The sequence below is a fragment of the Mongoliibacter sp. genome, assembly GCF_007692705.1.
GTDB lineage: Bacteria > Bacteroidota > Bacteroidia > Cytophagales > Cyclobacteriaceae > Mongoliibacter.
The window spans coordinates 1-9,284 of the sequence record NZ_REBN01000235.1 but is presented as its reverse complement, the minus strand read 5'-3'; the positions used below and the strand labels follow the sequence as shown (position 1 = coordinate 9,284).

Annotated in this window: 4 protein-coding genes and 1 tRNA gene; 1 reads left to right on the top strand and 4 read right to left on the bottom strand. The window is 38.4% G+C overall.

The window, feature by feature from the left end; genetic code table 11:
- Positions 1-314: 314 nt before the first annotated feature.
- A tRNA-Arg gene (locus tag EA341_RS16550) sits at positions 315-388 on the bottom strand.
- Positions 389-563: 175 nt separating this feature from the next.
- On the opposite strand from EA341_RS16550, the gene EA341_RS16545 reads away from it, so the two are divergent.
- Positions 564-1,307 (top strand): porin family protein, encoded by a 744-nt coding sequence (locus EA341_RS16545; protein WP_293016281.1) that lies wholly within the window; start codon positions 564-566, stop codon positions 1,305-1,307.
- Between the two features lie 205 nt (positions 1,308-1,512).
- Here EA341_RS16545 and EA341_RS16540 read toward each other — a convergent pair whose 3' ends face one another.
- The 3 genes from EA341_RS16540 to EA341_RS16530 form a co-directional block, all read right to left on the bottom strand.
- Positions 1,513-4,581, bottom strand: coding sequence for a glycosyl hydrolase (locus tag EA341_RS16540; protein WP_293016280.1), 3,069 nt, complete (start codon positions 4,579-4,581; stop codon positions 1,513-1,515).
- 128 nt (positions 4,582-4,709) lie between these two features.
- Entirely contained in the window at positions 4,710-6,125 is a 1,416-nt protein-coding gene (locus tag EA341_RS16535; RefSeq protein WP_293016279.1) for a RagB/SusD family nutrient uptake outer membrane protein, read from the bottom strand.
- A gap of 12 nt (positions 6,126-6,137) precedes the next feature.
- Positions 6,138-9,101, bottom strand: coding sequence for a TonB-dependent receptor (locus EA341_RS16530; RefSeq protein WP_293016278.1), 2,964 nt, complete (start codon positions 9,099-9,101; stop codon positions 6,138-6,140).
- Positions 9,102-9,284: the final 183 nt, after the last annotated feature.

The window sequence follows — 9,284 nt, the reverse complement described above, 5'->3', positions numbered from 1 at the left end:
GTCTAACAGGATTGCAAAGGTAAAAACTTTTTCCCTGTTTGCAAGGTGATACTACACTCTTTCTACTACTCAACTTCTAAGTTTCCCACAACTGCCTGATTTCAAGACTAAAAAAAATTAAACATTTTTGAAAGTTTTATAATCCAGCAGTTCTCCCTTTTTCTCAAAAAAACATTTCTTTGGGAGAGGAAATAAAGCTTCAAATTCGAATACCGAAAAAAACGGTACTTACTCTGAAACAATCCCTAATTGCATGGAGATGTTTAATAGATTTAAAATGGATTTGTTAAATCTCTTGTGATTTAGATTAGTAGTGACCTCGTCAGGATTCAAACCTGAAACCTCCTGAGCCGTAATCAGGTGCTCTATTCAGTTGAGCTACGAGGCCATTTGGGATTGCAAAAGTAGGCAGGTTTTCTGAAATAGCAAAAGACAAGTTTAAATGATTTTAAAAAGTCATTAAGTAGCCAATTGTATAATTAAGAATAATTAAGAGGAAAAGAACTGCAAATCAAGCATGATTTTATAATTTAGCCGAAATTTTAAAGTCAATACACTCTTTCATGAAAAGATTACCATTAATACTGATATTAAATATTATCTCTTTATCACTGTTATTTGCACAAGAAGAAAAAAGGGAAAGAACACCTATAGGTGGAAGACCGGATATCAAAGGCGACCTGTTTCTGGATTTTGGATTCAATAGATTAAATAACATTCCAGATGAACTTGGGACCAACTTTTTTTCCTCTAGAACCTTTAACGTGTCCTATCAATACCCTATTAATATAGGAGAGGAAACTGGATTCACATTTAATCCAGGAATCGGAATAGGAACTGATAAAATGGCATTTAGAGAAAACCGAACGCTTTTCAACAATCCCGCTTTAGGTCCTGAATCAAGTCAGATTTTAGAAATAGAAGAAGTGTATGGAGAAAACATTTCTATCAGCACCAATAATGTCTCTGCCAATTATATAGATATTCCATTGGAATTCAGGTATCATTTTAACAAAAGAGATTACAGTAAAAGCTTTAGAATTGCTGTTGGAGGAAAAGTAGGCTACCTTCTCAATGCACAAACAAAAATTCAATATACCGATGAAGAGAATCTGACCCGCAAAATAAAAGACCGTCAGTCTTTTGGTTTTAGTCCTCTTAGGTATGGGGTTTATACCAGAATTGGCTTCCCTGGATTTAATATTTGGGGTTATTATGGATTAAATCAAGTTTTCCAAGGTGAAAACGGTCCCTTTAGAACTCAAGCGAACCAGATCAATTTTGGTATTTCAGCTGCTTTATTCTAAAAGTCGAAGCCTTGTTATATCAGTCAGCTACATTTTGGCGATCTTAATATTCAACGTTGATTAACATTTTTGATATTTTAATCGAATCTGAGTACCAGAATTCCAGGTTCAAAATCAATGTTTTATAAGATGGTTGCAACTATATAAAAATACCCATTACTTCAATGAAAAATAAAAAAGGGGCCATTTGAGGCCCCTTTTTATTTTACTTTCTATCCAACTCTGTTTTCATTTCTTCAATGTTCAAAATATTGGATATCTGTGATTGTTCAATATCTCTGAACTTTGTCAGTTGAACATCTATTTGCTTCGTTATTTCCATTCTGACCTCTTCTGCTCCATCCGTAGGCTTGTAGGCACCAGTACCCGCAATTACATTTAGGTGCGCCAATTTGTTATTTAGCCTGATTGGATAATTCAAGGGATCCTGACCACTTCTATTTTGCGTTTGATAAAGCTCCTTCTCTATATCAGAAATTGTGTTTACAATCCCCTCTATCCTTCTTCTTTGTCTTGGATTATCTTCTGCTATTTTATTCAGCTCATCACGGTATTTTCTGATCATGATGATAGCTTCATGGGTTTCTGTCAACTTATCCCTTACACTAAGTAAGAAATCATATTGAGCTTGTAGATCCTCCTGAGAAGAAGGGTACCTCAAATCAGGTAAAACTTCGAATGACTCATCCTGAGACTGGCCGTCAACAGTCATTCTTACATGGTATTTACCAGGAACAACTTTAGGTCCTCTTAAAGGTCCAGACCACATGATCATTCCTTCAAATCCGATAGCATCTGGAACTCTCAAGTTCCAATTGAATTCATTTGATCCAGTTTTGAATTTTAATGTATCTCCTTCTATGCCTTTGGAAGAAAACTCTCTTATAAGATTTTTATCATTATCGAAGAATTCGATCTTAACCTCTTCTTTTGGTTCATCTTTCAAATGGTAATAAACTAAAACTCCCCCTGGTCTATTGGTACCTGCAGTAAGAGATTCTCTTCTTACCCCGTCTAGCAAATAGGAGTCCTGTGGTTTGAATAGATGAAAAGCATTGTTTTTTACATCATCAGAAAGTTGATGTAGAACTGTAAGGTCATCTATCATCCAAAAGCTTCTTCCCTGTGTTGCTGCAATCAAGTTGTTATCCTTTATCGTCAAATCAGTGATAGGAACAATTGGTAAATTCAATTGTAAGGGCTGCCAGTTTTCTCCATCATCAAAAGAAAAATACATGCCTGTTTCAGTACCTGCATATAACATCCCTCTCTTTGCAGGATCTGCTCTTACCACACGGGTAAAATGCTGCGGGTCTATTCCGCTTACAATTTTTGTCCATGTTGCTCCATAGTCTGTAGTCTTGTACAGGTAAGGAGCAAAATCCCCATTCTTATAGGAAGTGGCTGCTACATAAAGTCCTCCTTCTTCAAATGGATGTCCCTCTACACTATTCACCTGGGTCCACTCTGGAAAATTCTCAGGTGTTACATTTTCCCATGTTCCTCCGTTATCCTTAGAAACATGAATCAAACCATCATCTGAACCAGCCCAAAGCACACCTTTTTTAAGTGGAGATTCAGTAGCCGCAAATATGGTACTGTAGTACTCTACAGATGTATTGTCCTTCGTAATAGGACCTCCTGAGGGTCCAAGTTTTTCTTTGGCATTTCTGGTCAGATCCGGAGAAAAAGTCTCCCAAGTCTGTCCTTTGTTAGTCGACCTATGAAACATATTAGAGGTCGTATAAAGGACTTCAGGATCATGTGGAGAGAAGAAAATCGGGAAATTCCATTGGAATCTGTACTTCATACCTTCTGCACCATGCCCCATTGGATTATCAGGGTATACATTCACATTTCTTCTCGCGCCTGAGGAATGGTTAAGTAACTGAAGTAATCCACCGTAATTACCCCCAAAAACCACATCATTATCTGTTGGATCCACAGCCAGCCAGCCACTTTCACTACCAGCACTTACTTCCCAATCATCCTCAGTTATTCCATAGCCGTCATTTCTATGATTTATCCTCATGGTAGAATTATCCTGCTGCGCACCATAGATTCTGTAAGGGAAGTGATTATCTGTCGTTACTCTATAAAACTGAGCTGTTGGCTGATTCATATAAGTTGACCAAGATTCGCCTCCATCTAGTGAAACTTGTGCTCCACCATCGTCTGCAATCACCATTCTGGTATTGTCATTGGGATCTATCCAAAGATCATGATGATCTCCATGAGGAGCCCTTGAGTTCTTAAAGGTTTCTCCCCCATCTGTAGATTTGTGGTAATCCACGTTCACTACATAAACAGTATTCTCATCCTGAGTATCTGCATAAATTCTAGTATAGTACCAAGCTCTCTGTCTTAAGCTTCTATCTTCATTTGTTTTAGTCCAAGTCGCACCAGCGTCATCAGATCTAAACACACCGCCATCAAGATTTTCCACTATTGCCCAAAGCCTATTAGAGTTTAAAGGTGAAACGGTAATCCCCATTATTCCCAATATCCCTTCCGGTAACCCTGGGTTCCTTGATATTTCAGTCCAGTTTTCTCCTCCATCTGTACTTTTAAACATTTTGGAGTTTGGTCCTCCACTTTCTAGACTATAAGGAGTTCTTTTTACGTCCCAAGTAGAGGCATACATAGTTTCAGGATCATTTGGATCCAAGATCAAATCCACTGCACCAGCTACTTCACCTGCATAAAGTTTTCTCTCCCATGATTTCCCTCCATCAGTTGATTTGTAAACACCACGCATTTCTGTAGGCTTGAAAATATCGCCTAGAACAGCTGCGTATACAATATCCGGGTTTTCAGGATGAATTCTTATCCTAGAAATAAACCTGGTTTCTTCCATACCCAAGTGCTCCCAAGTTTCGCCAGCGTCAACACTTTTCCAGAATCCATAACCATAGGAAACATTCCCTCTTACTGTCTTTTCACCACCGCCTACATAAATAATATTTGGATCAGATTCAGCAACAGTCACTGCACCGATAGAACCGCCAAAATAGCCGTCAGATATATTTTCCCATGTCCTACCAGCATTATCGGTTTTCCAAACACCACCTCCGGTTGCACCGAAATAATAGGTGTTCCTGTCAGAGGTGACGCCCGCAACAGCAGCAGATCTACCGCCTCTATGGGGTCCCACAAGACGCCATTGAACTGCGTCGTATAGTGATTCATCGTAAGTCTGCGCATTTATTTCTTGATTTGGCGTTATCAAAAGCCATAGAAATAAGCAGACTATTGGCATAAATATTTTTTTCATATTTAAATAGTTAGAATTTTAAGATAATCAACTTTGCGTTGATTGATAAAACAAAAGATGTCGATTGGAATAAATTCCTATGTATACGGTTCTATTGAATGACACAATTAAGTAAAATCATATATAACTTAGTTTCCATAATTGGGATTCTGAACCATGTTGGGATTTGACAATAATTCGTCTCTAGGAATGGGTAAAATCTGCTTCCAAGGCTGATCTAAACTCACTGGTGCGGATGAATTTTTTCTTTCTACACTTCCTAATACTGTCAAAGCTCTTCCGGTTCTCACAAGGTCAAAGAAACTATGCCCTTCAAATGCCAATTCAAATTTTCTTTCCTTTTCAATTTCCAATAAAAGTGCTTCCTGAGTAACCGGTCCAGAATATGGAGCTACCCCGGCTCTTTCTTTTATTTTATTCAAATCATCAACCGCAAGTGTTAAGGTTCCGGAAGAATGCGCATATGCCTCAGCTCTATTAAGGTACATTTCGGCAATCCTTATGATATGAAAATTATCTATGTTACCTGGTTTTTGATATTTTGTGGGAAAGAAGACACCCTGAACAGGGTCGAATCCAAACATTGTTCCTCTTATATCATTTTCATCGCTCTGTATTTCAGAAATGAAACTTTCATGTACAGCAAGCTCACCCCTTCCACCTTGCGCACCTGGGAAGTACCAAAATCTCATACCACTTTGGTCTGCTGCTATAAATTCAAGTTCAAAAATTGATTCAGAGGTAAATTCACCTGCATAGATATCAATATAATTATCCAACAAACTATACTGACCATCCTCAATTACCTCAGTACTTAACCGTATGACTTCAGGATAATTTCTGGTATAGAGATAAAACCTTGACAGCAAAGCTCTCGCGGTACCTTTAACAGCTTTTGCCCTTGTAGAAGTATTATTAGATTGAGATTCAGGCAATAGATTTAAAGCAGACAAAAGATCCGCTTCTACTTGGTTATAACCATCAACTAAAGAAGGTCTTGTGGGGTATAAATCCTCATTTACAGCTCTTGATGGAGTTAAAGGAAGTACTACACTTTGATCTCCATGAACACCTGGTACTCCTCCAAACACTTTATTTAGATCGAAGAAAGCCAAGGCCCTTACAAAATAGGCCTGACCTACAATATTATCCTTTTTTGCCTGGTCCATTTCAATCCCAGGAACTTCTGCAATAATATTGTTAGCTTGATTCACCGCCCTGAAGGCAGCTGTATAGAAATTTGTCACCTCCAAATTGGATGCGTCCAATTCGTAGGTATCTAGTTCCCTGTAAAAATCCCATGTACCTACACTTTGAGATATATCACTGGAAACTTCGCATATATTCTGAAAATTCCTGCCGTAATAAAACCCAGATTGCAATTGATGGTATAAACCCGCCAACGCAGCATCAGCACTTTTCTCATTGGTAAAAGCGACTTCATTTGAGATTTGTATTTCCGGTTCTTGATCCAACACATTACATGCATTGAAAAAGCCCAGAACCAGCAAAGAAATACCTGTATATATATATTTAATTTTCATGATTTTCTCAATTTAGAATGTAATGTTGAAACCTCCCATAAATACTCTAGGCTGTGGCATAGCGTAAAAATCCACACCTTGTGTAGTAGCAGTACCAGCTGTCGAATTAACTTCTGGATCAAGCCCGCTATAGTTGGTGAAAGTCAGAATATTTTGACCACTGATGTATACTCTAGCTGAAGTCATCCCTAATTTTGAAGCAAAACTTGGAGACAGTGTGTATCCAATACTCATGTTTTTTAGTCTCAAGTAGGACCCATCCTCCACAAACCTTGAAGGCCTCAAATTAGCAGCATAATTTGCGTTAGTCATTCTTGGAACCATAGTCATATCTCCAGGCTGCTGCCATCTATCAAGCTGGCTGGCTAAGAAATTAGTATTCCTTGTTCCCCCATGCTCTTGAAAAAATCTATTCCAGAACAGCTGATCATTGCCATATGAAAACTGGAAAAATATCATGGCATCAAAGTTTTTATACCTGAAGGTATTTGTCAAACCACCAAAGAAATCTGGCCATGCATCTCCAACGATAAACCTATCAATATTAGGATCAAATGGTCTATTAGGGTCTTTGGTTTCCCAAATCGGATCCCCTGTTTCTGGGTCAACGCCAAGCTGGTTATGCATCCAGAATGAATACATAGGAATTCCTTCTTCCATCCTTATGATATCCCTGTTATAAACTGGAATGGACTGAGCCAAGGTTTTGATATTGTTCCTGTTTTGGGCAATATTAAAATTAATATCCCAGGTAAAATCCTGCTTAACTATGGGACTCCCGGAGATTGAGAATTCAAAACCTTTATTCTCCATTTCTCCGAAGTTTTGGAAAATATTAGTAAAACCGCTGGACCTTGGGATCGGAACTGCTAGTAATAAATCTGAGGTTTGTTTGTTGTAATAATCAAAAGTAACATTCACCCTTTCATTAAACATGGCAACATCTACACCTATATTGAATTGAGCTGTTCTCTCCCATCTAAGGTCAGGATTGGCAAGCTGGGAAGGCTCAGTTCCTGGAGTGATGGCATAATTGGCACCACCGGCCCAAAGTCCTCTTGATTGAAAATCATTGATTCCATTCTGGTTACCTGTTACTCCATAACTTGATCTGACTTTCAAATCAGATACAAACTTTCCTTTATTGAAAAAGTCTTCCTCAGAAATCCTCCAGCCAACTGCGGCCGATGGAAATGTCCCCCATCTATTGGCTGTACCAAATCTCGAACTACCGTCTCTTCTGAGGTTAAGGGTAAGTAAATATTTGCTTTGATAAGAATAATTGACCCTACCGAAAACAGATGCAATCCCCCAAATGGATCCGTCGGAGGACGATGTTTGTACCGCTGCCGATGCTATTCTTTTAAAGTCATTGGATGGGAATTGTTGCCCCGTGGCTGTAGTCCTTTCGAAAGTAGATTGTTGAAGAGATGTTCCTAACAATACACTTAGGCTGTGCCCCGCACCAAAATTCGTTTGATAATTAAGTACGTTTTCCTGAATCCAGTTATCATAAACCGATACAATAGAAGTTGCTTGCCCATTCACAGCAGCTCCCGCATTTAGGAATGTATTGATATAAGTGTCCTCCTTGATATTATTGTAATCAACACTGAAGTTACTTCTTAATGTTAATCCAGGAAAAAATTCGTACTCCCCATAGACGGTCGCCAAGACCCTATTGGTTACCATTGTAATATCATTTTCATTGACTACAGCTATTGGATTCTCAAAGATTGAGAATTTTGTATAGCTTCCATCCTGTTGAAAAGGAGGCAGATTGGATGGGAAAAAGTGCGTTCCTCCTAGAGCTCCTGCTATGTTATCATCATTATTAACCCTATTCCTGATATTTCTTGAATAAAGTATACTGGTCCCAATTTTTAATTTATCAGATACAAAAGCATCGAGATTCAGCCTGCCTGTTCTTCGACCGAAGGAGGAAGGAGCTACGATTCCATCCTGGTTGAAATCTGAAGCAGAAGCCAAATACCTTACTTGATCATTTCCTCCTGTAACAGAAACGTCGAAATTTGTGATAGGAGCATCTCCAAAAACAAAATCTGAATAATTTGTACTAACTGCCTGCTCCGGGTTAGCATATATTGGCTGACCGCCATTGTTGACGGCTGCTTCATTCCTTAACATTTCAAAAGTAGAACCATCTACTAATTCAGGCTTTCTCCAAGCACTTTGGACACCGTGGTAAGCTCCTATACTAACTTTGGCTTTTTGACTTTTCCCTCTTTTCGTAGTAATCAACACCACTCCATTGGCAGCCCTTGCTCCATAGATAGCAGTTGCTGAAGCATCCTTAAGTATTTCCATGGATTCTATATCAGCGGGATTTATATCAGCCATCGCATTGGCAGTAGATCCACCTAAACCAACCGCAGAGAGATTACCGGAGACGATTGGTATTCCATCAACCACATATAGGGGATCATTATCTGCATTGATGGAGGTTGTACCTCTAATTCTTACAAACATACCACCGCCTGGTGTACCGGAATTAGCAGAAATCAATACTCCTGGAGCTCTTCCCTGCATCATCTGGTCAGGACTGGGCATAGGGAGATTCTCTATATCCTTAGCACTTACTGATGAAATAGCTGAGGTAAGTGTTTTTCTATCCTGCTCACCGTAGCCCACCACAATTACCTCACCGAGTTGTTTGAGGTCTTCATTTAGGATGACATCAATTATCTCTTGATTTCCTACAACGACTTCTCTGGTGAGATACCCTATATAAGTAAAAATCAGCGTGGAATTCCCATCTGATACCTGTATAGAAAAATCACCATCTATATCAGTGACTGTTCCTATATTCGTGCCCTTCACTTGAATATTGGCACCTGGAATTGGTTGATTGTCGGAACTGGAAATTACAGTTCCTGTAACAGTTCTCTGCTGTGCAGACAAGTTACCAGCGAAAACAACCAAATATAATATGGCTGCTAGTAAAATTTTCTTCATAGTTAGGTTGGTTTTATATACTTTTTAAAATTTAATTTAAAATAGAATAAAGAACCAATCTAATGTGTGATGAATGGTTAAATAATATTATTGAAATTCATAATTTTTATGTAAAAAAACATCGATTAGCAAAATATTATTCTGTTTAAACCTGTATATAATTAATATTTAACAATATTTATT